This window comes from Chitinophaga agrisoli, assembly GCF_008386695.1.
Lineage (GTDB): Bacteria > Bacteroidota > Bacteroidia > Chitinophagales > Chitinophagaceae > Chitinophaga > Chitinophaga agrisoli.
Window position 1 is genome coordinate 811,567 of sequence record NZ_VUOC01000004.1, and the last position, 22,397, is coordinate 833,963.

Annotated in this window: 19 protein-coding genes; 10 read left to right on the forward strand and 9 right to left on the reverse strand. The window is 50.6% G+C overall.

The annotated features are described in order from the left end of the window. Positions 1–194: 194 nt before the first annotated feature. Entirely contained in the window at positions 195–917 is a 723-nt protein-coding gene (locus tag F0L74_RS22320; protein ID WP_149840132.1) for a DUF92 domain-containing protein, read from the forward strand. Positions 918–992: 75 nt separating this feature from the next. Here F0L74_RS22320 and F0L74_RS22325 read toward each other — a convergent pair whose 3' ends face one another. After that, a complete protein-coding gene (locus F0L74_RS22325) occupies positions 993–2,009 on the reverse strand; it encodes a right-handed parallel beta-helix repeat-containing protein (protein ID WP_188316114.1) in 1,017 nt (338 codons plus the stop codon). 277 nt (positions 2,010–2,286) lie between these two features. Here F0L74_RS22325 and F0L74_RS22330 point away from each other — a divergent pair, with 277 nt between their 5' ends. Further along, positions 2,287–2,712 carry an ester cyclase gene (locus F0L74_RS22330; RefSeq protein WP_149840134.1) on the forward strand — a complete coding sequence of 142 codons (426 nt, stop codon included), beginning with the start codon at positions 2,287–2,289 and terminating at the stop codon, positions 2,710–2,712. Positions 2,713–2,744: 32 nt separating this feature from the next. On the opposite strand, the gene F0L74_RS22335 is transcribed toward F0L74_RS22330, so the two are convergent. Further along, complete coding sequence (locus F0L74_RS22335) at positions 2,745–3,671, reverse strand: ADP-ribosylglycohydrolase family protein (protein WP_188316115.1); 927 nt, start codon at positions 3,669–3,671, stop codon at positions 2,745–2,747. 126 nt (positions 3,672–3,797) lie between these two features. Here F0L74_RS22335 and F0L74_RS22340 point away from each other — a divergent pair, with 126 nt between their 5' ends. From F0L74_RS22340 to F0L74_RS22355, 4 genes are all read left to right on the forward strand, one after another. Further along, positions 3,798–4,235 (forward strand): DoxX family protein, encoded by a 438-nt coding sequence (locus tag F0L74_RS22340; RefSeq protein ID WP_149840136.1) that lies wholly within the window; start codon positions 3,798–3,800, stop codon positions 4,233–4,235. Between the two features lie 63 nt (positions 4,236–4,298). After that, on the forward strand, positions 4,299–5,843 hold the full coding sequence (locus F0L74_RS22345) for a M81 family metallopeptidase (RefSeq protein WP_149840137.1): 1,545 nt from the start codon (positions 4,299–4,301) through the stop codon (positions 5,841–5,843). A 9-nt stretch (positions 5,844–5,852) separates the two neighbouring features. Beyond that, positions 5,853–6,542 (forward strand): GNAT family N-acetyltransferase, encoded by a 690-nt coding sequence (locus F0L74_RS22350; protein WP_149840138.1) that lies wholly within the window; start codon positions 5,853–5,855, stop codon positions 6,540–6,542. Positions 6,543–6,591: 49 nt separating this feature from the next. Further along, entirely contained in the window at positions 6,592–9,411 is a 2,820-nt protein-coding gene (locus F0L74_RS22355; protein ID WP_213087052.1) for an endopygalactorunase, read from the forward strand. On the opposite strand, the gene F0L74_RS22360 is transcribed toward F0L74_RS22355, so the two are convergent. Both F0L74_RS22360 and F0L74_RS22365 read right to left on the reverse strand, forming a co-directional pair. After that, positions 9,412–10,164, reverse strand: coding sequence for an SDR family oxidoreductase (locus F0L74_RS22360; RefSeq protein WP_149840139.1), 753 nt, complete (start codon positions 10,162–10,164; stop codon positions 9,412–9,414). It lies immediately after the preceding gene. Between the two features lie 94 nt (positions 10,165–10,258). Beyond that, positions 10,259–10,846 (reverse strand): Crp/Fnr family transcriptional regulator, encoded by a 588-nt coding sequence (locus tag F0L74_RS22365; RefSeq protein ID WP_149840140.1) that lies wholly within the window; start codon positions 10,844–10,846, stop codon positions 10,259–10,261. Positions 10,847–10,888: 42 nt separating this feature from the next. On the opposite strand from F0L74_RS22365, the gene F0L74_RS22370 reads away from it, so the two are divergent. The 4 genes from F0L74_RS22370 to F0L74_RS22385 all read left to right on the forward strand — a co-directional run bounded on the left by F0L74_RS22370 (position 10,889) and on the right by F0L74_RS22385 (position 14,143). Next, positions 10,889–11,122 carry a YceI family protein gene (locus F0L74_RS22370; protein ID WP_149840141.1) on the forward strand — a complete coding sequence of 78 codons (234 nt, stop codon included), beginning with the start codon at positions 10,889–10,891 and terminating at the stop codon, positions 11,120–11,122. A gap of 207 nt (positions 11,123–11,329) precedes the next feature. Then, entirely contained in the window at positions 11,330–11,674 is a 345-nt protein-coding gene (locus tag F0L74_RS22375; RefSeq protein ID WP_149840142.1) for a YciI family protein, read from the forward strand. 55 nt (positions 11,675–11,729) lie between these two features. Further along, positions 11,730–12,956: an RNA polymerase sigma factor gene (locus F0L74_RS22380; protein WP_149840143.1), complete on the forward strand. Its 1,227-nt coding sequence runs from the start codon at positions 11,730–11,732 to the stop codon at positions 12,954–12,956. A gap of 17 nt (positions 12,957–12,973) precedes the next feature. Further along, positions 12,974–14,143 (forward strand): TlpA disulfide reductase family protein, encoded by a 1,170-nt coding sequence (locus tag F0L74_RS22385; RefSeq protein ID WP_149840144.1) that lies wholly within the window; start codon positions 12,974–12,976, stop codon positions 14,141–14,143. A gap of 2 nt (positions 14,144–14,145) precedes the next feature. Here the strand turns inward: F0L74_RS22385 and F0L74_RS22390 are convergent, their stop codons facing one another. The 5 genes from F0L74_RS22390 to F0L74_RS22410 are packed head-to-tail and all read right to left on the reverse strand — an operon-like array spanning position 14,146 to position 22,390. Continuing rightward, on the reverse strand, positions 14,146–16,152 hold the full coding sequence (locus F0L74_RS22390) for an FAD-dependent oxidoreductase (RefSeq protein ID WP_149840145.1): 2,007 nt from the start codon (positions 16,150–16,152) through the stop codon (positions 14,146–14,148). Between the two features lie 11 nt (positions 16,153–16,163). Next, positions 16,164–17,387 carry an MFS transporter gene (locus F0L74_RS22395; protein WP_149840146.1) on the reverse strand — a complete coding sequence of 408 codons (1,224 nt, stop codon included), beginning with the start codon at positions 17,385–17,387 and terminating at the stop codon, positions 16,164–16,166. After that, positions 17,380–19,071, reverse strand: coding sequence for a GxGYxYP domain-containing protein (locus F0L74_RS22400; protein WP_149840147.1), 1,692 nt, complete (start codon positions 19,069–19,071; stop codon positions 17,380–17,382). The genes F0L74_RS22395 and F0L74_RS22400 overlap by 8 nt, the downstream gene beginning before the upstream one ends. Positions 19,072–19,079: 8 nt before the next feature. Beyond that, on the reverse strand, positions 19,080–20,684 hold the full coding sequence (locus F0L74_RS22405) for an FAD-dependent oxidoreductase (RefSeq protein WP_149840148.1): 1,605 nt from the start codon (positions 20,682–20,684) through the stop codon (positions 19,080–19,082). Positions 20,685–20,686: 2 nt separating this feature from the next. Continuing rightward, positions 20,687–22,390 carry a RagB/SusD family nutrient uptake outer membrane protein gene (locus F0L74_RS22410; RefSeq protein ID WP_149840149.1) on the reverse strand — a complete coding sequence of 568 codons (1,704 nt, stop codon included), beginning with the start codon at positions 22,388–22,390 and terminating at the stop codon, positions 20,687–20,689. Between the last annotated feature and the right edge of the window lie 7 nt (positions 22,391–22,397).

Sequence of the window (22,397 nt, forward strand, 5' to 3'; positions counted from 1 at the left end):
TTTGATCCTCGGTTTGAATATGGCACTCTATGCGGAACTGCTGCACGAGATTATAGTGAGCTATTTTTCGGTAAGCTATACCTTCGTCAGCTGGTCGTATTATACAAATTACTGGTATGGCATTTTGTACATTGTACCACTTTCCGTCTTATATTTCCTACTGGTTTATAAGATCACGTGGAAGAAACAATAACATGACTTTATCCTACACAACACATATCCTGATCGTACTGGCATTGCTGCTGATCGTTATGGCGCTTTGCATCAAGACCCGCAAACTCTCTGTTCCGGCGGCGCTGGCCGCGGGACTAACCGGGCTGGTGATCTTCCTTGGCACGGGCTACACCGGCGTGCTGCTGCTGTTCTCCTTCTTTATCATGGGCGTACTGGCCACTTCGCATAAAAAGGCACTGAAAGCAAACTTGCATGCAAATGGCGCGCATCCGCAAACGCGGAAGGCCAGCCAGGTATTTGCCAATGGCGGCGTAGCGGCGGTATTGGGCCTGATCGCATTGGCGGATCCATTACACCAAACCCTGTATACGCTAATGCTGGCAGCCAGTATGGCGGCGGCCACCGCGGATACCCTATCTTCTGAGTTGGGTATGGTATATGGGCGGCGCGCCTATAATATCCTGAGCTTTAAAAAAGAACCTGCGGGCCTGGATGGCGTAATAAGCCTGGAAGGCACCTTACTGGGCGCCGCTGGTGCTTTGGTGATAGCAGTGCTGTATGCACTGGCTACCCGTTTTAACATTACCCTTGTTTATGTGACCATTGCCGGTATAATTGGAACGCTGGTAGATTCTATACTGGGCGCGGCGTTTGAACGTAAACATTATATAGGTAACGATACCGTGAACTTTTTAAATACGCTGACCGGCGCGCTGGTAGCATGGGCGCTTTGCCAGCTGTGAAGATGGCCCTAAAAAATGTGCAGCCGCCAGCTGCCTGGGCAACCGCGTGCTGCACGTGCATCAATAGTTCCCCCCTTAGTGCTTTATTTTAAATAAACCTGCCCCATTGGCATAGTTAGCTGAGAAACCGGGTATCTCTGCCTGTGAAGGCTCTTTTGCCGCCAATACGTCCACGTTGTTCAAACGCTTTACATCTACCATATTAAAGACAACGTCTTTAGCGGGCGTTATCTCCATTGTTATAGAGTTGCCTGCGTATTGTCCCACATTCAGGAATTGCGAATGCTCAAAGCGGGTTTTAGGCTGGCTGTCCGGCGCAATGACCCAGAAATAAGGACAGTTGGCCACCATGTTATTACGGAATGTAAACTGTCCGTTCTGCAGCCATACCCACATGGCAGATTCATAGGCCCCATAGATGACGGTATTGGTAACGGAGAAGCCTTCTACCTGTTTAAAGAACAATAAGGCATTCTTACAATTATAGAAAACGCAGTGATCTATAACGGTATTAGGCCCCTGGGACCATACGGCGCCTTGTATGGGCGCGCCATAACGGTTGCCGGAAAAATAACATTGCGATACCTCCAGGCCGCCTATCAGGGAATCCTTTTTGTTGATGGGGTAATAATAATTAACGGCGGGATTGGCATTGCCAGCGAATTTAAGGCCCCGGAAACTAACATCCTCCGTTTGCACCAGGAAACCTACGGCATGCTGGAAACCGGTGGAGAAATTAATGCCAGACACAGACTGGATCACGGGCATTTTCTCCGGCCGCCAGGCGGTATCATCCGGCATAATGGCCGCTTCTATAACATAGCGAAGGCCTTTTGTGCGGGTGGCAGGCAGCCGGAGGGTAAGTTTGTCTGTAAGCATGTACAGGCCAGGTTGCAGTTTAATGGTTACCGGTTCTTTTCCGGAGAAGGCATTGGCGGCCGCCACGGCTTCGGCTAAGGTGGCCATTGGCTTGCCAGCGCTGCCTGCCTGGCTGTCTTTGCCATTAACGGGATCTACAAAGATGGTTTGCGCATTTACCGGCGCGTGGTACATGGACAACAGTAACAGGGCGGTGGAAAATAGTCTGTTCATAACATTCAGCATTTTTCTGGTTTAAAGGGACAATAGGCATTCCCTGAGGCAAATGTAGCTGGAGGCAATGGCGGTCCATGTTCATAGGTGATGCAAGTTATTTCAAGTTATATCATATTGGTTATCAACAGCAGTTTATGATTTATCGGATTTGCCCGATATTGTTTACAATCTCATTACAATAACCACATCAATATATCGGAAAACCCCGATACCTTTGTGCCGTATTTATATTATTTACTGCCAGTGCGGTGATCGCGCGGCCAAACATAAGATCATGAGTGAACAATTGAATTTAGCGGCCTTAACGCCGGTTGAGAAAGTGCTTCATTTCTGGAACAACGTATGGAGCCACCCTTATAATCTGGATCTGATCGATGAACTGATGGTGGAAGATTTTACCATTACTAATGCCGGCACACAGATCAAAGGCCGGGATAATTTTAAACAATGGGTGCATCAATTCCTGCAAACCATCCATAATGCCAATTTAGAGACCCTGGATATTTTTGAGAGTAAAGACGGTACCCGGGTGGTATCCCGCTGGAAGCTGACGGGGATCCATAATGGTATGCTGGGTCTGGCGCCCAATCAGAAACCGGTAGAGCTGTTGGGGACCGCGGTATGGGAGATCAGGGATAATAAGCTGGCGCATAACTGGGTGGAAAGGAATTCGTGGGAGTTGTATCATCAGTTGAAATAGCCAAACTAATGATAATGAATGGATACCGGCGCTTAGCTAACATAATTCCGCATTCGGTCCACTATCTCTATCAACCGGTCGAAATCGTCCAAATCTGTCATTTTTTCAATTAAATCAACGGGGATGCCTTCCATGCCGACAAGCGCCCCTGCTATCTGACCGGCAATGGATGCGTTTGTATCCGTATCACCTCCCGCCTCAATAACAGATTGGAACATACCGTACATGTCCTCGCCACCCTTTACCCGCGAAGCAGCAAAAATGGCGAAAGGAATAGCATTCACCACATAACCATCCGTTCCCAGCGTGGCGATATCTGCTATGCTGGCATTGCGCTCATTTATGGTAATAAACCGGTCCCTTACCAGGGTATCAGGTAATTGCGGGATAATGATTTCCAACAGGTTATTGCTTCCATCCCAGGTCCCTGCTATAGCTGCCCGGATAGCCAGTACTACGGCCAGAGCGCCTACATAGGCCTCTTCATTCCGGTGCGTGATACGGCATAACTGCCTGAGGTCTTCCCTGGACAGGTTTGTTTGAAAAGCAAAGGGAGCTATCCGCATAGCTGCGCCATTTCCTGCAGCATATTCCCCGGAACGGCCTACCTGGCTCCAATGCACACCGGCTTCCAGTTCCCGGATCGCTTTAAGGGTACTGGCGCCTAAACCACTCAGGCGGCGCTGCCGGTAATATTTAACAAAATAACGGGCCAAGATCTCCGGGCTAACCATCTTGTTTTCCAGCAGGGCCTCGCAGGTAGCCATTGTAAGCTGTGTATCGTCTGTAAAGGCCCATTCGCGGATGGGTTCCTTTGGAGGCGCCCAGTAAAACGTTTTCCGGTTATCTACCTTCGGCTGATTTTCAAAAGCGCTGCCCCAGGCATCACCGATTGCACCACCTATCAAACAAGCTACCAGCCGGTCTTCTATTGAAATGTTCTTTTCTTCTGCGTTCAATTGGTGATCATTTGCCGCAAAAATAGCACAAGCATCCCTTAAGACCTTACTTAAAAATCCTTCCGGGTGTTTTACATTTACCTACTAAAGCGGCTGCAATCCGCCCGCTTAAAAACACCCATACATATGCTACAGCAGTTGCTGCAAACAACGCCTGACTATATCTGGACCCTGCTCAGGATCACCGCGGGCGTGATCATCTTCCCTTATGGCATGCAGAAATTAATGGGCTGGTATGATGGCCCGGGATTTAAGGGCGCCCTGGTACAATTAACGGACAGGAAGATACCCATGGTAGTGGCCTATATGATCATACTGGGCCAATCGTTAGGCAGTATAGCGCTGTTGATAGGTTTTGCCGGACGTGCAGCCGCCGTTGGTCATTTTATCATCTTTACCGGGGCCATGATGACGCATGTTAAAGATGGCTGGATGCTAAATTGGTTTGGCAAGAAAAACGGAGAAGGTATTGAGTACTTTGTATTGCTGCTGGTGATACTGCTGGTCATTATCATCAAAGGCAGCGGTGCATTGTCTGTGGACCTGTGGCTTTCGCAGTTATAAACGCCATTATGAAAACCCGTGTTTTTTAGTTATTTTAAACGGCACTCAACCAAATATGCTACTATGAGATCCACCTTCTTCCTGATCGTCACCTGCTGTTTAACGATACACACCCTGGTGGCTGCGCGGTTGCCCCGCATAGCGATCACGGGGCTGGCCATAGAATCGAGCACATTCTCACCGGCTACCACGAATGAAGCGGCTTTTCATGCCAAGTATGGGGAGCAGATCTTTACTTCCTACCCTTTCTTTAAGGCAGATGCACCGCTGCGCAACCGGGCCGTATGGCTGCCGGCTGTTATGGGGCGGTCCCTGCCTGGCGGCGCGGTTACCCGCGAAGCATATGAGTCACTGGTAAAACAGTCGCTGGAGGCCTTAAAGAAGAATGGCCCTTACGACGGGCTTTTCTTTGATATCCATGGGGCTATGAGCGTAGTAGGGCTGGACGATCCGGAAGGCGATTTTATTACCCGCATACGGGAAGTGATAGGAAAAGATGTACTGATCTCCACTTCCATGGACCTGCATGGCAATGTATCCTGGCGGCTGGCTCAAAATACGGACCTTATTACCTGTTACCGGATGGCGCCTCATGAAGACGCCATGGAGACCAAACAGCGCGCGGTAGAGAACCTGCTGAACAGACTGGAAAGCGGTAAAGGGAAACCGGCATATAAAGCCTGGATCCCCATCCCCATCCTGTTGCCTGGCGAAAAGACCAGCACCCGGATAGAACCCGGCAAAAGCGTATACCAGGCGGTAGCACCGGCCTCCAAACAGGAAGGTATTATTGACGCGGCCATTTGGGTGGGCTATGCCTGGGCAGATGAACCGCGTAACCACGCCGTAGTCATGGTAACCGGGGATGATAAGGAAAAAGTGGCCCAGACGGCGGAGCAGCTGGCCAAACGTTTCTGGGAAGCCCGCAGCCGTTATGAATTTGTAGCGCCCACCGGCTCGCTGGATGAGTGCCTGGCCAAAGCGCTGGCCAGTGATAAACACCCTTTCTTTATTAGCGACTCCGGCGATAACCCCACTGCCGGCGGCGCAGGTGATGTGACCTGGACCATTACCCAGATACTGGCCCGTGCGGAGTTTAAAAAAGAAAACGGACCTTCGTTGATATATGCTTCCATCCCCGGTCCTGAACTGGTAAAAAAGGCCATAGCTGTTGGCGTGGGCGGTAAAGTGGACGGTTATGCCGGCGGTATTGTAGACGCCCGTTACGCCCCGCCAGTGCACCTGGTTGGCACCGTTACCGCCATAGAAAAAGGCGATAGGGACGCGGAAGTGGAAGTAGTGGTAAAAGTAGGCAGCGTATCTGTGATCGTTACGCAGAAACGTAAACCTTATCATAAAGAGATCGATTTCACCAGGCTGGGATTACAACCACGGAAGGCGGATATTGTAGTGGTGAAAATAGGTTACCTGGAGCCGGAACTGTATGCCATGCGGGCCGACTGGCTGCTGGCGCTTACGCCCGGCGGCGTGGACCAGGACCTGGAGCGCCTGCCTTACCACCGGATCCAGCGGCCCATGTTCCCGCTGGACAAAGATATGCCAACACCGGACCTGTCTGCCCAGATGGTGCCCGCTGCTGATAAATGACAGACCTATATGACAGCGCAAGACCTGACATTACTGGACAACCCTGTATGGCATTCCTTACAGACCACTCATCGCGCCCTGGCCATGGGCACAACGACCGCGCAACGGTATCCTGCCGATGTACTGTCTTTTGTGGGCTGTGACCGGGAGGCCAGTAACCCGTTGGAGAACATTCAACCCTGGGTAAACAGTGAAGAGCCGGTATTTGTGGTAGGCGATCTGCCGCCCCTTCCCTCCCACTGGTCCGTACAGGCACGGCTGGATTGCGCGCAGATGGTTTGTCATCAGCTACATACAGTGCCGCCAAAAGAACCGGCGGAGATCGTACGGCTAACAGAAGAAGAACGGCCGGAGATGTTTACATTTATCAACAGCATACAGCCAGGATACTTTCTGCTTAATACGCCGTTGTTGGGTAGCTATTATGGTATACGCAACAACGGTCAACTGGTGGCAATAGCCGGGGAACGGATGCGGATGACAGGGCTTACGGAGATCAGCGCGGTATGCACCCATCCGGACTTTACCGGGAAGGGACTGGCGCAGCAGCTGATGATCCATGTCAGCAATAATATCTATGCGCAGGGACGCGTCCCCTTCCTGCATGTGCTGAGCACCAATGAGCGGGCGATACGCCTGTATGAACACTTAGGATTTACTACGAGAAGGGAAATTCCTTTCTGGAAAATAATGCGGTAATTATCGTGTGAATAGTTACACGCCACGTCATCATCAATAATACTTTCTAATGAGACTAACGCTCCTGCGCCGGCTGGTCCTTATGGCGCTGCTATGTATTACCCTCACTGCGGAGGCTTTTTATGTACCTGGATATGGAGGCCCACATATTGCCCGTATCTCTAATGATACCGTGGTGGTCGTTAGCGGCCGTACTTACCGGTATACGGTGGATACGCCGGAAGATAGCGGCCTGGTAAGCACTATTACAACAGTGGAAGCCTTGTTACAGGAGATGGGAGATGGATATACTGTAACGGATGCCCATGGTACACCTAAAGCAGCCGGCCCGCTGGTAACGGGAGACCGGCTGGTAACACAACCTACCGCCAATCATCATCCGGGAGTGAAAAGTTATTATGTGCTGGTACAAGCAATGGCCCTGGGCGGCACGCTCACCGCAACGCGGCCTGCCATCACCCTTAATACCCCGCAAGACATTACGCTCCATTTTACCGCCGGGCAACGCAGTCCGGATGTTACCGTACAGCTATACCTGCCGCCGGGCGTCATTGCTACGATGGAGCATACGATGGTGAATGTGATTGGCCGGGGTACTGTGCTGTTAAAGGACCTGGCCACACAGTCCATTGGCCGTACCGGTATTGGATACCCCTATACCCGGGTAGGCAACGCGACGATTACACCCGGCAGCGATGGCGGCCAGTTGGTTACATTGCAGCATCTCGATCTCCGGCCGGCCAATGGCACGGATGTATTGCTGTTGATAAAAAACGTTACACTTACTAAACCGGGCGCTTATACGATCCGTGCCAGTTATACCACTTCGCAACCAGACAGGTTACAGAGCGCACCCGTCAGCGTTAGCTTAATGGCTGTCCGCACGATCAGCGACCTGGAACGGGTACCGGATAAGCGCACGCCTTACCACGAAACTGCAGACGTTCATCTCCGGTGGACAGCAGGCAAAGGCATGGTAAAATTGCAGCAATCTACAGACAGCGGCCGGCATTGGGTAAGGACTGCTACACAGGCTGACAATGGCCAGGCGCAGATCCGTGGGCTCCGGCCGGCGCAGCTGTACAGCTTTCGTTTGCAGGTAAAGGATGGGCCGCGTAAAGGATATTCTAACGCTGTTTATTATCATAGCGGGCCGCTGGATATCAAACGTTTTGGCGCCAGTGGGGCGGATGGAGAGGATAATACGGCGCAGATCAATACTGCTATCAGTTACCTGCACAGCATAGGCGGCGGTACTTTGCTTTTCAGTAAAGGCGTCTATAATGTACGGACCGTTCACCTGCAAAGCAATGTATGGTTGTATATAGATAAAGACGCAACCATCAAATCGCTGAAAGGCGCTGATGCGCCGGAGACCACCTGGTTCAGCGACTGGCGGTACCGCTCCGGCCTCTCCCCTACAGACATTGGTCCTTATGCGGATCCGGAGAACTATCTTACCAAACAGGATGTGGGCCATCATTATTTCCGGAATGCCATGTTCTTTGGCGAACGGCTGGATAATGTAAAGATCATTGGCAATGGCCGCATCAGCGGTAATAAGAACCTGGTAACGGGCGATAAGGTGATGAACAATGCACCTGATAGCCGGGCAGACAAAATGTTTGTGCTAAAACTATGCACCAACCTGGAGATAGGTGGTTTATACCGCCCGCATGATCTGTGGTATGATTCCCTTAAGGATGTTCCCTTTTATATAAACGGCCCTACCGATACGGACAATATGCTGCATATAGACCAGGCTGGTCATTTTGTACTGCTGGCCACCGGCACAGATACGATCTCTATGCACGATACCTGGCTGGGAAAGGATAATCCTTCCAATGCCCGCGATATTTTTGATTTTATGGCCTGTAACGAGGTAACGGTGACCAATATCTACTCCAGGGTAAGCGCGGATGATATCATAAAACCGGGATCGGATTGCTCACTGGGTTTCACCCGGCCTGCCCGTCATTACCGGGTACGTAACGTGATCGGGGATACGAACTGTAACCTGTTCCAGGTAGGATCTGAAACAGCGGATGATATTATGGATATCTGCGTAGATAATATCTATGTACTGGGCGCCAATAAAGCAGGCTTCTCCATCTCCACCAATGATGGCGCGCACGTAAAGGATATACATCTTAACTGCGGGCATACAGGCCCCATCCACTCCCGCTCCAGGATGTTGCGGACCACTGCCCCGTTCTTTATCTCTATCTCTAACAGGGGCCGCATATTGGGCGCAAAAGCCGGTAAATATGCGTTTACGGAAGATGGCCGAAAACATAATGAGCTGCTGATCCGGAATGTGGCCATTGGCCAGGTGGAAAACATCCTTATCAATGGTATAGATATTTCGGAAGTATATGGCGGCAGCTCATTCCGGGGCGACCGGTGGAAAGCTTATGATGGCACTCAGAAAAAAGCCACTTCTATCATTGCCGGTTATGCGCTGCCGGATGCAGCAGCAGTAAATGGCGGGCTGGATTTCAGGTTGCCGGACGGACGGCATACCGGTTATATTACCAACGTATCGTTTACCGATGTACATATCACGGATAAAGGCGGGCATCCCGCGGCAGATACGCTGCAATCACCGCCAGAGCTGGGCGTAGGCCAGTATAATATTGGCGATCTGAAGGTACAGCCCTCCTATGGCCTGTGGGCACGGCATGTAAAAGGGCTTAGCATCCACCAGTGTTCCTTCCGGTATGAGCAGCCAGACGGCAGGTATGCACTTTTCCTGGATGATGTGGACAGTGCCAGCATAGAGGACGTGCAATTGCTGCCGCCGGCTACGCATGCGCAGGCTGTCAAATTAAGGAACAGTCATGCGGTCAGTATCCGGATGGCGCCTTAGTTACAGGGAACCCAGGCCGCCTGCTATCAGCAGCTCTGCGCCTACCATAAAGGCTGATTCATCTGAGGCCAGGTACAGGGCTGCATTGGCCAGCTCTTCCGGCGTACCTACCCGTTTAAGGGGCGTGAACTCGCCCATCCCATCGCGCATAGCGAGGGCTTCCTCTTTGGAAGCAGCTACCGTATCAAATACCGGGGTATCTACCGGGCCGGGGGTAAGCACATTTACGCGGATCTTACGGCCGATAAGCTCTGCGGAAAAACTGCGGGCCAATGAGCGCACCGCCGCTTTGGAGGCTGCATACACCGCATGGTTAGCTACGCCCATATCTGCTACCACGGAGGATACCAGCACAATAGAAGCGCCATCATTCAGATAGGGCAATGATTTTGTTACGGTGAAGAAAGCGCCTTTGAAGTTGATATCGCTCACTTTATCGAACATCTCTTCTGAAAAATCGCCCAGCGCGCCTAATACATATACTGCCGCATTGGCGATCAGCACATCCACCTTACCCAATTTCTCCTGCACGGTCTTATATAAGCGGTCAATATCTTTCAGATTGGCCACATCGCCCTGTACACCAATAGCGCCATGGCCTATGGCGGCCACCGCTTTATCCAGCGCATCCTGACGCCGGCCGGTAATGGCTACTTTAGCGCCCTGTGCCGCAAACAGCTTAGCTGTTGCCAAACCGATACCACTATTGCCGCCTGTAATTACGGCTACCTTATTATTTAATTTTCCTGACATGATCTTTGCTTTTTTGTTTGAGTTTCTATTGCAAAGTTGCCGGGAATGGCAGCCATTAAAAATGAACCAGATCAGGAAATATGGTTGATGTAGTTCAACCTTTTTTCTTCAGTTTATTGTTGCGGATACGGGAGAGGAATTCTGTGGTCATGCCCAGGTAAGAGGCCAGCGCGTATTGGGGAACCCGCAGCACCATTTGCGGATATTTTTCAAGGAACAGGGTATACCGTTCTTCTGCGGATTGTGTGAGGTTGGCGATCACCCGGCGCTGCTGGTAGGCGGCGGAACGTTCCGCCATGATACGGAACAGCGTTTCATATTTATGATTGACCGCTTTGAGCCTTTTTTCGCTTTCGTAATCTATCTGCAGGATGGTACTGTCTTCCAGCGCGACAACAAACATGGTAGCCGGCTGCTGGAATACATAGCTATTGTAGTCAGAGATCCACCAATCTTCTATGGCCAGCTGAATGGTATGGTCTTCTCCTTTTTCGTCTATTACATAGGCCCTGAAGGCGCCCTCCAGCACATAATTACGGTATTTGGCCACAAACTCCGGCTGGATGATGAATTGTTTCTTTTTGACCTTTTTCATGCTGAAAGCGGCCATTACCTCCTCCAGTTCCGCCGGTGTGAAAGATGGAACCCTATTCTTCAGGTGTGTGAGAAACTGTCCGGACATGTTTGCAGCTGTATTTGACAGGCTAAAATTATAATTTTTTACTTGGCGCAGACCTACTTATTGTCTACCCCAGCCCTGTGCATGGATAAAGGCCACTACACGCTAACCGGGAACATGACGCTGCATGGCGTGACCAAATCGGTAACATTTGACCTGCAGTACCGCGGCACGGTTACCAACCCGCAGACCAACCAGCCCAGCGCAGGATTTATAGCCAGCGGTACATTAAACGCTCTGTATTGGGGTTTGGCAGTAAGTTTGGCGCTCCCCTGCTGAGTGATGAAGTGACGTTCAAGGCATCCGGCGAGTTTGCTAAGAACTAGGTTGAGGGCAGGCTGATTCACCTATCTTTTAAGGGTAATGAATTGATTTTTAATATTATTTTGCAAACACAGAAAATATTTTGCCGGAGTTGTCCAATTCCGCTAAGTGAGGTTGTAGTGTGGTTGTTATTTGATATTAAAACATTAAAACCTTAACAAGATGAAAGACTTCCTTTTTGTATTCAGAGCAGATTATTTGAATATGCCCCAGGTTTCACCTGAAGAGATGCAGGCAATGACCAAACGCTGGATGGATTGGATTGGCGGTATTGCCGCACAGCAGAAGCTGGCAGACCGCGGCAACCGCCTGGAGCGTACCGGCGCGGTGGTACGTGGCGCCAATCTTGTTACGGACGGGCCCTATACAGAGGTGAAGGAAAGTATAGGCGGCTATACGATAGTAAAAGCGGAATCCCTGGAGGAAGCGTCAGAAATGGCCAAGGGATGCCCCATCTTTAATTTTGGCGGCAGCGTAGAAGTACGGGAGATCAGCCCATTGATGTAGTAATAAAAAGCCTTTGTAATACTATCTTTATGGTATTACAAAGGCTTTTAGTTTTATGGAAGGAAACGAACTGATCCCCAACCTGTTCCGGACAGAATACCGGAAGATCGCCGCTGTGTTGTGTAAACACTTTGGCTTTGTGCATATGGAGATAGCGGAAGATATTGTAAGCGATACCTTCCTTACCGCTACGGAAACCTGGGGACTGAAGGGGCTGCCGGAAAATCCCGTGGCCTGGTTATATACCGTAGCCAAAAACAAAGCAAAGAACCTGCTTAAACATGAGGCGGTACACCAAAAAACCGCGAAACTGCTCATTACCCCGGAACAGGAGATCCCTGATACTGATATAGACCTCTCTGATGAGAATATACGGGACAGCCAGCTGCAGATGATGTTTGCGGTATGCCATCCCTCCATTCCCGCAGAATCGCAGATAGGCCTGGCCCTACGCATCCTTTGCGGTTTTGGGATAGAGGAAATTGCCGACGCTTTTTTAACGAATAAGGAGACCATCAACAAACGCCTGTTCCGTGCTAAGGAAAAACTGCGGGAAGAAAATATCGCCATTGCCTTTCCTGGTAAAGCAGAGATCAATAAACGGCTGGAGATGGTGCTGCGCACCCTGTACCTGCTGTTTAACGAAGGATACTACTCCGCCAGTCAGAATACCGTTTTACGCAAAGACCTTTGTATGGAAGCCATGCGGCTTACCATTCTGCTATTGGAGAATCCCAGCACTAACCTGCCGCCAGTAAACGCGCTGCTTTCGCTGATGTGTTTCCAGTCGTCCCGGTTTGAGGCGCGTACAGATGCCAGCGGCGAGACCGTATTGTATAATGACCAGGATACAAGCCTGTGGGATCACCAGCTGATCATGCAGGGCGAATATTACCTGAATATGGCCTCGCAAGGCAATGAGCTCTCCAAATACCACCTGGAAGCCGGTATTGCTTACTGGCATACCATTAAGGAAGATACCACTGAGAAATGGGAGCAGATCCTGCAGCTGTACAACCATCTTCTACAACTGGAATACTCCCCTATGGCGGCGCTGAACCGCACCTTTGCCCTTTCTAAAGCCAACGGAAAAGCAGAAGCCATTGTAGAGGCGGAGAAACTGCAGCTGGACAATCATCATCTGTATTATTCCCTGCTGGGGGAATTGTATACCGGCGTAGATAATAACAAGGCCCGGCAGCATTTTGAAAAGGCCTTGCAAATGGCTAAATCCACCGCTGATCAAAAGATCATTACCCAGAAAATACAGGCGTTAGGGTAATGTGTTATATTTAGTTCATGAAACTCATCAGCTCCCTTTTCGTATCCCTGCTTTTTGCCACAGGCGCCTATGCACAAGGAAAGTATACCATCACCGGTCAATTGACCGGCATACCGGACAGCACTATTATTTCCCTTTTGCGGAACGATGGCAACGTATTAACCACCGTCAGTTCAGACACCATTAAAAACGGGGCATTTTCCTTTACCGGCAGCACGGATGAAACCGCTCTTTTTATGATCATGGGAAACAGCGAGGAGTTCCCTTCTGTGTGGCTGGACGTATGGGTAGCCCCCGGCGCTGTTATAAAAATAAGTGGCCATAACAAGCTCGTAAAGACCTGGCAGGTAGAAAGCCCGGTGAAAGAACAACAGGAAGTGACCCATTATACTGCCGCTACTGCTGCCTACCTGGATCAATGGCAGCAATTGACCATTGTACGCAAACAATTGTTTAGAGAAATACTTAAAGATAATATAAGCCCCGAACGGAAGAAACAGCTGAAAGCGGCCATAGATTCCGTAGACGCGAAGAGCAGCGCCGTCTCTACCCAGATCGAAACCAGGGAGATCGCCATCATGCAGCAAACGGCCGTTTCCACCATCTGGCTGAAGAAGCTGAAAAATGTTGCCATAGACGCCAAATATGGGGACAAGCCAGCTTTGCGGGAACAGGCCATTATTTTATACAAGCGTCTTAACAAACAGCAGCGGGCCAGTGTCACAGGCCAGGAGGTATACGTGTTACTATACCCCCCGGTGGTGGTGAAAAAAGGAGAAGCGCTGGCAGACGCTGATTTTAAGGACCTGCAGGGCAAGCTACACCACCTGGCAGATTACAAAGGCAAATACCTGTTGCTGGATTTCTGGAGCGACGGCTGCGGCCCCTGTATTATGGCTATGCCGGAACTGAAGCAACTATCAGACTCCCTGAAGGATCAGCTAACCGTTATCAGCCTGAATGTAGATACAAAAAAACAGGTTTGGAAAGCAGGCTCTGAAAGAGAAGCCATCACCTGGATAAACCTAAGTGATGGCAAGGGTATGGCAGGTATTGCCGCCCGGTACGGGATCAATGGCATACCTCATTATGTAATGATCTCCCCCGAGGGGAAAATACTGGATACCTGGGTGGGCTATGAAAAAGGCAGTCTGCTGGCAAAAGTGCAGGCACACACTAAACGTTAGCCTTATTTTTCAGCTGGTATAAACAACACGCCATCCGCTACTACCACGCCGGTGGCGTTTTTGTTAGAGATGGTCACGCTGGCAGTATTACCTGCCGGTAAGCTCATTTTCCCCAGGTGTACCCATTCACCCGTGGTTTGCCCGTTTACAGTGATCTCCTTCATGTTGATCAATACTTCTTTTTCGTGTTGGCCATCCGACAGCGTAACAGCGGTAGTTGGTGCAAGATCATTCATCTTAGGCAGCACATATGTGTATATATCGTAGCTACCGGCCTTTTTTATGGCAGGAATGAATTTTATTGATTTAGGCTCCTTATTAACAGCGGAGTAATGGGCAGAAGGCCCATAGGTACCACCTTTTTTCAGGGACCATTTACCGGTCACCTGTACATGCGCACTATCGTCATTATCCACCAGTATTTCCGGCGTGGCGCCGTTCATCAATGGGTTGGCCGCCAGGAAGGCCTGTAACTTAGGCACATTTACCTGCTGTACGGAGCTATGTGCGTCTATTGCATAACTGGCGGCAATGGCGGCGGACTGACCCAGCACCATAAATACCGGCTCCATACGGATAGAACCGTAACCGATATGGCTGGCAGATAAACATACCGGTACCAGCAGGTTCTTACACTCGCTTTCTTTGGGGGTAAGCGCGCGATAGGCAATAGGATAAGGCCCTGCCCCGCCTTTTTCTACATCTCCCTCATTCTTGACCATGCCGTTCATGACCAGGCGCTGCGTATTATGAGAGTCCATGCCGTAGGCCGCCATGCCAATACCATCCTGTACAATTTCTTTGCGTTCGCAGTTGGATTGCGTCATTACGTATGCGCCTATCATACGGCGGGCTTCGCGGATGTACATTTGCGGGCTCCAGTTGCCATTATCCTGGTATTCATCTTTAGGATAACCCCAATCCAGCATAAACAGGCGGATGCTGTCCGGGATGCGGGGATCGTGGCCAATAAAGTAGAGCAGCCCCTTGTTATACAGCTCATGCTGTTTTTGTATACGCGCACGGGTGGCATAATCGCCTTCCGGGTAGTCCCAGTTCATGCCTATCATATCTGTGGAGAAACCGCCGCCGTTGTTGATATCTGTTTTGTGATTAGGCATCAGGTCAAACTTCAGGATCTCGCGGATATCGTTCTGCGTATGCAGGCGGGCAATGTAACGCGGCAGCAGTTCGTACCGGGATGGATCATAATCTTCCGGACGGGTGATGGGAATACGGTTAGCCGGATCGTTGGTGAGACAGATCCGGAAATTATAGGCCTGCACGTGTTTATCGCCGCTGCCAATGGGCGCCAGCTTTGCGTTACTGATACCCCATAACAGCCCGCTGGATGGGTTGCCGGGTATCTTATACGGGTCTACGCCATCGGGTACCTGGTTGCCATGCTGCGGAACGGCAGGCGGCTGTACCTGTACACCGTTATAAGATTCATTATACACTGAGGAAGCCTCCCTCCCAACCATATAAGATACGCCGGCTTTTGCCATCAGGTCACCTTCATAGGAACAATCGATAAAAATAGCCGCGCGGACATCCGTGATCTTTTTCGTAGCCGGGTTCTCCAGCTTTATTGTTTGGATGATACCATTCTTTTTCTCCGCAGATACGATCCGGGATTCGAGCAGCACCGGCACATTCGCCTCGTGGATGTATTGCATAAACACATCTTCCGCCACATGCGGCTCAAAGATCCAGGCTTCGAACTGGCCGTAATGACGGCCTACCCGGCGGTAAAAATCCAGGCCCAGACCGGTTACCGCGTATTTGTTGCCAATATCAGTATACCCAAGGCCACCGGAGGACATGCCGCCCAGGCGCCGGCCCGGCTCTACCAGTAATACCGATTTACCCATTTTCTTTGCGGTATAGGCAGCTATTACGCCGCCGGAAGTACCGCCATAGATACATATGTCATATACCTGTTGCGCCCTGGCCGCTATTGCCACCGTAATGGCCAGCGCCAGCAGCGATAGATGTTTCTTTATCATGATGATGCTTTTTATTCTGAATAGTTCAGGTCTTTGGAAAAGGTTTCTTCCATTTTCCATACCGCCAGCAATGCGAGCGTTATGGTGGTAATACCTACAATACCGGCCGCGCCGGTAATACCGGTATGCGTTTTTAACAGCAGGAAAGCCGGCGTAAATATGTTCACGCTACCGCGTACAAAATTGGGTACCGTAGTGGCCACGGTGGCGCGCAGGTTGGTACCAAATTGCTCCGCCGCAATGGTAACAAACAATGCCCAATAGCCGATGGCATATCCCAGCAGCAGGCAAAGCGCGTAGAACAACATGACGCTTTGGGTGCGTTGTACCAGGTACAGGCCTATGGCCAGGCAGGTGAGCAATACGAACACCAGCACCGCTTTGCGGCGGCTGTGCAGGTACTGGCTTAAAAGGCCGCTGCTCATATCACCTAATGAAAGGCCTATATAACAGCACATCACGGCTTTACCGGCCAGTACCGGTTCCACCAGGCCAACGGCCTTACCAAATTCCGGTGAGAAGGTGATGAGGATACCGATCACAAACCAGATAGGCAAGCCTATCATAATACAGCGCAGGTATTTGAAAAAGATCTTACGGGAACGGAAGAGGGCGAAGAAATTACCGCGCGGTTTGTTCTCCTGTTTTACCTGTTTAAAAATGCCGGACTCAAATACATTAAAGCGCAGCACCAATAGCGCCAGGCCTAGTCCGCCGCCAATAAAATAGGCGATCTTCCAGTTAAAGAGGTCTGCTACGAAATACGCCAGCACAGCGCCCAGCACACCTACGGAGGCAACGATGGTAGTGCCATAACCGCGTATCTCTTTTGGCAGGATCTCTGCTACCAGGGTAATACCTGCGCCCAGCTCCCCTGCCAGGCCTACGCCGGCGACGAAACGCAGCATGGCGTATTGATCTACGGTGGTAACAAAACCGTTGATGATGTTGGCCAGCGAGTATAATAAGATGGAGCCGAATAATACGGACAAACGGCCTTTCCTGTCCCCTATCACGCCCCATAATATGCCGCCCAGCAACATACCGGCCATTTGCATATTAATGAGGTACATACCTTGCTCCATTAACTGGTTATCTGCTACCTGTAATGCTTTGAGGCTGGGTATGCGCACAATGCTGAAGAGCAGCAGGTCGTAGATATCCACGAAATACCCCAGGGCCGCAACGATTACAGGAATGGACAGTAAGTGTTTTGCTTTTGTGTCTTTAGTCATGGTAGATAGTAGTCAATAACTTTCGTGTATCTGTTGGGTTATGTTGCATACGCATGCGCCATAACAGCTCTTCCAGTGACACCAGTTGGGTGTTGTGGTCAATCTGGTCTTTGGTCCAGCGGACAGGCGTAACGCCTCTGTTGCCCGTTTTTGTGCCCTTTATGAGGCCCTGGTGCCCGGTACTATCGCTAAAGCGTGACCATGCATGTACGATGGTCCAGCTAAAGGCGGGATCATCCTTGCCAGATGAACGGCTGTCTTCATTGATCCAGCCGGCCAGCGCTGTTGGATTACCGGAGCCTGGTTTTGGCAGATTGGCCCATAGCTGGTATTTGCAGGTTACTACGGGGATCTCTATCCCCTGTTTGTTCTTCACCCAGAATACCTTTCCATAGCCGCTGTTATAAGGGGAGTATTGTACGGCTATCATGCCCGTAAGCCCGTCTATTTCTTCCGCATAGATGTGGTAGGCCTCCATGGCTGCCGGGCTATTCAGATCACGGCAAATGAACCCGAATACTTTAGCCCCGCTGCGTTGCATTTGCTCATTGATCATGGCGGCATAACGACGGAGCAGTTTTGCCGGCTCCGGGCGGGACTGAGCAAAAAGGTCCGGGTAGTAATAACCGCCGCCGTACTCCACCACGGAGGTGTGCGCAGGTTGGGTCTTTACCAGTGTGTTATATACATCGCTGCCGGCCTGGGAAAGATTGGCCAGGCAGGTAGTGAATGACATAGGGATCACCGCATTATCCGGGCTGGCCCAATAATCCCTTTCATGGAGGAAACCGCTAAAAGCCCATTGCATATTATCGCCATCGCTCATTACAAAAGCGTGATAGTTGCCGGTCTTTTTCCAGTTGATGGTCCGCGGGTTCAGCGAGCGTACCTGTGGCAACGGGCCTGCAGCAGGGATGGATAACAGCGCTAAGTTCATACACCAGTCAGACGCGGTATTGATCAGGCCATAACGGGTACAGGGCGCTATATGTTTAAACTCCTCTCCTTTGTTCCAGCCAATTACCGGAGAGAGGGGCGCTACCCAATTAAGGATGGTGTTCAATAAACTATCTACCCCATAATACACCATGCTTTTATGCGCAATAGCATAATCCCGGTTATTGGAGAATGCAGGATTGGCAATGACCAGCAGCCGGTTATTCAATTGTGGCAGTAATGCATTGACAGCAGCGACATCCAGGTTAGCGGCGGTAGCATCGAAGAGTTTTGACAGCCCTTTAGCTTGCGCCTGCGCTTCCTGGCTTACATCTACTAATATGCCTTTCTTCAACGCTGCATATATAGTGGCCAGGTTGATGGAATTATCTGCCTGGCGGCCATCGTACAAGATATATCCTTTAATGATGCCCCTGATCTTATAGCGGTCCACCAGTTGCCAGACGTTGAATTGGCCGGCCATTTTGGCCTTTAAGCGCTTAACCAGCGCGTGGTAATATTGCTGGTAATCCGGGTTAGCGGTCTGGATCCATACGCCTTCTGTGGACAGGCCTTCGTTAAGGGCCTGTGCTGCCAGTCCGGTTATGGACTGTGCCAGGTTCATTTCACGTATATCGGTTGTATGCTGGATACGGACGGTGACGATGGTTTCCGGTGGCTTTTGTTCCGGCCACCAGCCAGCATGGGCCGGCAGCCAGAACAGCGCCAATAAAAGGGCAGCTCTCATTTTATCTATCAATCTATCGATGCGGGTGTGGGCAGGTCGCTCACGGATTTGATCTTTGATTCCAGTTTAACGCCCTGTGCCGCCAGTGCGGCGCCCAGTGCTTTTGTATCTACATCCTGTACGGCTTTATTGCCTTTTACTGCCAGGGCAGCTGCTTCGCCGGCGGCCTGTCCCATGATCATGTATTGCGGCTCCATACGGATGGTGGCATATACCACATGGCTGGCGGAGATACATACGGTTACCAGCAGATTGGCTGCCTCTTTTCTTTTTGGCAACAGCACACGATAAGGGATCTGGTAAGGGATGTGTTTCATACGTTCCGGCTCTGTGCGTTGCAGGCCACCTTCGTATTTAAGGATGCCTTTTTCATTGGCATAGCCCTGCACGCGGTGCACATCCAGGCCATAAGAGCCCAGGCCAATGGGATCAGGTTTCTGCAGCTCCTCCACCACATCCTTTTGGACCATCACCCAGTCTCCGGTCATACGGCGGGCTTCGCGCACATATAGCTCATAAGGCCAGTTGTTGTTGTCTGTGAATTCGTCTTTTGATAAACCCCATTGGTTAAATACCTGGCGGAATGCTTCCGGTAAACGGGGATCATTGGCCAGGAAATACACATAACCCATCACGTAGTTGATATGGTCCTGCCAGATCTCTGCGCGGCGTTTATAAGACCCATCCGGGTAATCCCAGTTGCCACCTACATAGTCTGCGGAGTTCAAGTCTACTTTACTATTGGGGATCTTGCCCATACCGGGAAAGAGTTTGGCCGCAGCGGCTGCCGCACCCAGCTTTTCGATAGCGTCCATCGTAGACGTATACAGCTCCGTATAACGGACCGGATCGTACTGCGTGGGTTTGGGATAGGGTACCTTATTAGCCGGGTTATTGGTGAGGGAAAGACGGAAATTATAGGACTGCGTTTTCTTATCCCCATCGCCTACATGACCGGGAGCGGCCGGTAATATGCCTGGCAGCAATTTGCCATTCTCATAGGCGGAACGGAAACCAGCGCCATCACGGATACCGGCGGAATATTCATCATACTGTTTTTGCGCTTCGCGGCCTACGATATAGGACACGCCGGCAAAGGCCATGAGATCACCCTCATAAGTAGCATCAATGAATACTTTTGCGGTAAAGGCAGCGCCATTCTCCATGGTGATCTCCGTGATCCTGCCGTCTTTCTTTTTCACGCCGCCTTTTTCTTTGAGCCGGTGTTGCAGGAATACGGTCACTTTGGCTTCATGGAGCATATCGTTCAGCATTTGCTCTGCCACATGCGGTTCCGGGAACCAGGCCAGCGTATCTTTTAAGCCGTAGTATTTACCACAGCGCCGGTACAGCTCTTTTGCATAACCGCCAATTACATCTTTACGGCCCAGGTCTGTAGCGGATAAACCACCGGATACCATACCGCCTACATGTTGTTTAGGCTCTATAAGGGCTACCTGTAAGCCATCCCTGGCGGCAGTGATGGCGGCCATAACGCCGGATGCGGTGCCGCCGTACACTACCACATCATACTGTTGCTGCCTGTTTGCCGCCTGTACGAAAAGCGGCAGCATCATACATAGGGCCAGTCTGATCAAAACACGTTTTTGCATTATCAGTAATTTGGATTTTGTTTAAAGTTCTCTTTGTTGGTGGATAGGTCTATCTCCGACTGCGGGATCGGGAACAGGTAATGTTTTGCCGGGTCAAAGCTGGTTCCGGTGTTCACGATCTTTGTATCCGCCGGGTCGCGTGTTTTTTTGAGGAAGGTCTCGAACTTACCCGTACGAGCCAGGTCAAACCAGCGCTGGAACTCAAAACATAACTCGCGGGCACGTTCCATCAGTATTTCATCAATGGTGATATCTGCCGCGGTATAGTCATTAAATCCAGGTGTTTGCGCTGCTGTGACAGGCTGACCTGCAGCATCCAGGCCGCGGGCACGTTGCCTTACGCGGTTAATGGCTGCCAGACCTTCTGCGGAGATAGTCCCGTTCTTTTTATAATCTGCTTCTGCAAACATGAGCAGCACATCTGCAAAACGGAGAATGATCACATTATTGGGACAGTTGGAGTACAGGTATTGGGAAGTGGTTTTCCATGAATCTCCCCACCGGTACTTCGTCATGCCGCAGCGGCCCATGATCGTTTGGTTATAGACATCAGGCGTATATGGAGCGCTCCAGATATAGGTAAGCTTTGAAGGCGCGTTGTTAGCGATGTTGATCAGTGAGTCTGTAAGGTTCCATACCCTTCTCTTATCATAGTCTACCGCATTGGGACTGGCCTTGTAGTAAGTATAGAACTTAGGCACATATACCAGGTTGGTAACGCCTGCCATGGAATTGGTATAATACGGCGGATTACCATTCACGGTGCCCCCGGTGGCCGCCATACCATACTCTTTGGTCCATTGGGTGCCATAGGGCACTATTGGACTGAACTGCAGCTCAAACAGGGATTCTTTATTGACGTTCTTGTTCTCTATCTTAAACACATCACCATATACCGGCAGCAGGTCTGCGCCGCTGTTATCCTTTACATCTTTCAGGGTCTCCCAGGCCTTTGCATACAGCTCCGGTACGCCAGTGGCAATCTCCTTATAACCATCTACCTTGCCCAGCTGTTTAGACATGGCGGTTTCCTTGGCGGAGGCCATGGTGAGATACACCTTGCCCAACAAGGTTTTGGCAGCCCAGTGATTAACATGCCCATTATTTGTTTTTTGTGTGGTAAGGATACCATCCTGCGCGGCGAATGTGAGATCGCTGAGGATAAAATCATACACCTCTTTGAGTGGACGGCGCGTCAGCCCATAATCAAACTTGCCAGAGATAGGCGCGTCTATAATGGGCAGGTCGCCAAATGCCTGCACCAGCCGGAAGTACACAAAGGCGCGAATAAAACGTGCTTCGCCAATGACCACGTTACGGTCCGCATCTGAAATACCGGTCACTTTGGCGGCCGCGCTGATAATGGTATTCGCCCTGGCGGCAATTTCGTAGTGACGGGTCCAATATTCATAAATGGCGCCTTCGCTTACGGAAAAAGTATAGCGGTCAAAATTGAAGCGTACGCCGGAGGTGCCTTTGAACATGGCCTCATCCGTGCCCAGCTGTGTCATGAACAGGGGCGTATTGGTATATACGCCAAACAGGTCTTTGGCAGAGGAGTACATGCCTACAATGCCGGCATCGAGCGTGGTCTTATCTACAAAAAAGTTATCTGCTGTATATTGGCTTTGCGGTTTCTCTTCCAGGAATTTCTTACAGGAAGTGAGCAGGAAGATACCGGCCAAAATGATAATGGCTGTTCTCATAACGGAA

Bases quoted from the DNA above. Each gene is read 5' to 3' on its own strand.
- F0L74_RS22340 (WP_149840136.1), top strand. From the start codon at position 3,798: ATGCTACAGCAGTTGCTGCAAACAACGCCTGACTATATCTGGACCCTG.
- F0L74_RS22395 (WP_149840146.1), bottom strand. From the start codon at position 17,387: ATGACTAAAGACACAAAAGCAAAACACTTACTGTCCATTCCTGTAATC.
- F0L74_RS22360 (WP_149840139.1), bottom strand. From the start codon at position 10,164: ATGTCAGGAAAATTAAATAATAAGGTAGCCGTAATTACAGGCGGCAAT.
- F0L74_RS22325 (WP_188316114.1), bottom strand. From the start codon at position 2,009: ATGAACAGACTATTTTCCACCGCCCTGTTACTGTTGTCCATGTACCAC.
- F0L74_RS22355 (WP_213087052.1), top strand. From the start codon at position 6,592: ATGAGACTAACGCTCCTGCGCCGGCTGGTCCTTATGGCGCTGCTATGT.
- F0L74_RS22345 (WP_149840137.1), top strand. From the start codon at position 4,299: ATGAGATCCACCTTCTTCCTGATCGTCACCTGCTGTTTAACGATACAC.
- F0L74_RS22390 (WP_149840145.1), bottom strand. From the start codon at position 16,152: ATGATAAAGAAACATCTATCGCTGCTGGCGCTGGCCATTACGGTGGCA.
- F0L74_RS22405 (WP_149840148.1), bottom strand. From the start codon at position 20,684: ATGCAAAAACGTGTTTTGATCAGACTGGCCCTATGTATGATGCTGCCG.
- F0L74_RS22330 (WP_149840134.1), top strand. From the start codon at position 2,287: ATGAGTGAACAATTGAATTTAGCGGCCTTAACGCCGGTTGAGAAAGTG.
- F0L74_RS22320 (WP_149840132.1), top strand. From the start codon at position 195: ATGACTTTATCCTACACAACACATATCCTGATCGTACTGGCATTGCTG.
- F0L74_RS22350 (WP_149840138.1), top strand. From the start codon at position 5,853: ATGACAGCGCAAGACCTGACATTACTGGACAACCCTGTATGGCATTCC.
- F0L74_RS22380 (WP_149840143.1), top strand. From the start codon at position 11,730: ATGGAAGGAAACGAACTGATCCCCAACCTGTTCCGGACAGAATACCGG.
- F0L74_RS22385 (WP_149840144.1), top strand. From the start codon at position 12,974: ATGAAACTCATCAGCTCCCTTTTCGTATCCCTGCTTTTTGCCACAGGC.
- F0L74_RS22400 (WP_149840147.1), bottom strand. From the start codon at position 19,071: ATGAGAGCTGCCCTTTTATTGGCGCTGTTCTGGCTGCCGGCCCATGCT.
- F0L74_RS22365 (WP_149840140.1), bottom strand. From the start codon at position 10,846: ATGTCCGGACAGTTTCTCACACACCTGAAGAATAGGGTTCCATCTTTC.
- F0L74_RS22375 (WP_149840142.1), top strand. From the start codon at position 11,330: ATGAAAGACTTCCTTTTTGTATTCAGAGCAGATTATTTGAATATGCCC.
- F0L74_RS22410 (WP_149840149.1), bottom strand. From the start codon at position 22,390: ATGAGAACAGCCATTATCATTTTGGCCGGTATCTTCCTGCTCACTTCC.